At 76.4% G+C, this 1609-nt stretch carries 1 protein-coding gene; it reads left to right on the top strand.

Annotated features, from left to right (window positions below; translation table 11 throughout):
• Positions 1 to 28: 28 nt before the first annotated feature.
• The coding region (locus FOE67_RS25195) for a diguanylate cyclase (RefSeq protein ID WP_323385489.1) at positions 29 to 1609 on the top strand (1581 nt) is incomplete at its 3' end.

Here is a 1609-nt window from a genome sequence, read left to right as displayed (position 1 = left end):
CGGCCCGTTCCCCGCCCGCCCGAGGTCCGTGCCCGGCACGGACCTCGGGGGCCCGACCCGAATCGGGAGCGCCGCCCGGCGCGCACCCGGTGACCCGCCCGATGACGGCAGGAGGTCCGCCCTGCGCGGCCCCACCCCCTCGCTCTCCGCCTTCGCCCCCTACCTCGCCGCGGCGGTCTGCGTCCTGGGAGCCCTCATCACCCTCGCCCCGCGCGGCGTGCCGGGAGGAGCGCAGGCACCCATCTCCCCCGGCTCACCCGACTGGGTCGTGGTGGCCACCACCGGCGCCGTGGTGCTGGCCCTGCTGGTCCGCCAGGCGATCATGCTCGCCGACAACATCGCGCTCACCCGCGAGCTCGCCCGCCAGGAACACCACTTCCGGTCCCTGGTGCAGGGCTCCAGCGACGTCATCATGATCGCGGACCCGGACGGGTCCCTGCGGTACGTCAGTCCGGCCGCCGGCACCGTCTGGGGCACCGACCCCGAACACCTCGTGGGCCGCCGGCTGGCCGGCCTCGTCCACCCCGAGGACATGGGCGAGGTCCTGCACGAACTGCGCCGCTTCCTGACGGCCGACGGCCCGCCCGACGCCACCGTGCGGGTCGAGTGCCGGATCCGCCACGGGGCCGGGCACTGGCTCAACATCGAGTCCTGCGTCAACCGTCACCGCGACGGCCTGGTGCTCACCAGCCGGGACGTCACCGAGCGGGTGCGGTTGCAGGAGCGCCTGCGACACCATGCCTTCCACGACCCCCTCACCGACCTGCCCAACCGGGCGCTGTTCACCGATCGGATGCGCCGCGCGCTCGGCGGCCGCCGGGCGGGGGACAGCCCGGCGGCCGTCCTCTACATCGACCTCGACGGCTTCAAGGCCGTCAACGACACCATCGGCCACCAGGCGGGGGACGAACTGCTGGTCCAGGCCGCCCGCCGGCTGCGGGAGTCGGTCCGCGCCGGCGACACCACCGCCCGACTCGGCGGGGACGAGTTCGCCGCCCTGATCGTGGGCGACCCCGGCGGGGAGGACGGTGCCGATCGTCGGGCCCGGGTGGTGGAGATCGCCGAGCGGGTCCGCGTCGCGCTCTCCCGCCCCTACCGGGTCGGCACCCCGACGGAGGCGGTGGCGGGTCGCGATCCGGCCGCATCCCGGACGGACACGGAGGGCCCGGGGGAGAACGGCGCGACGGTACGGATCGCCGCCAGCATCGGCATCGCCTTCGCCGATCCGGGCCTCGGTCCCGCCGAACTCCTGCGCCGCGCCGATCTCGCGATGTACCGGGCCAAGCAGGGCGGCAGGGACCGGGTCGTGCTCTTCGACCGGACGGAACACGCGAGCGAACGACCGGCGGAGGACCCGGGGGAGCACGGGGATCGCGGCACGGGAGGCGCCGCGCCCCGACCGGCGGACCCGGTGCGGACCCCCGACCCCCGGACCGGGGACGGGGACGAGGGCGGGAAGACCGACGGGCGCGGACGCAGGGACGGGACCGCCTGCCCCCGAACCGTCCGGGCCCCGGGAGGCGACTCCGGAACCCTCCCGCGACCGGGAGGTGCGGGAGCCGTGGGGTCCCCGGCCCGGCTCCCCGCCCCCGGCCGGTCGGTCGTGCTC

It is taken from the genome of Streptomyces calidiresistens, assembly GCF_014141525.1.
GTDB classification, from domain to species: domain Bacteria; phylum Actinomycetota; class Actinomycetes; order Streptomycetales; family Streptomycetaceae; genus Streptomyces; species Streptomyces calidiresistens.
This window is presented reverse-complemented; position numbering and strand designations above follow the sequence as displayed.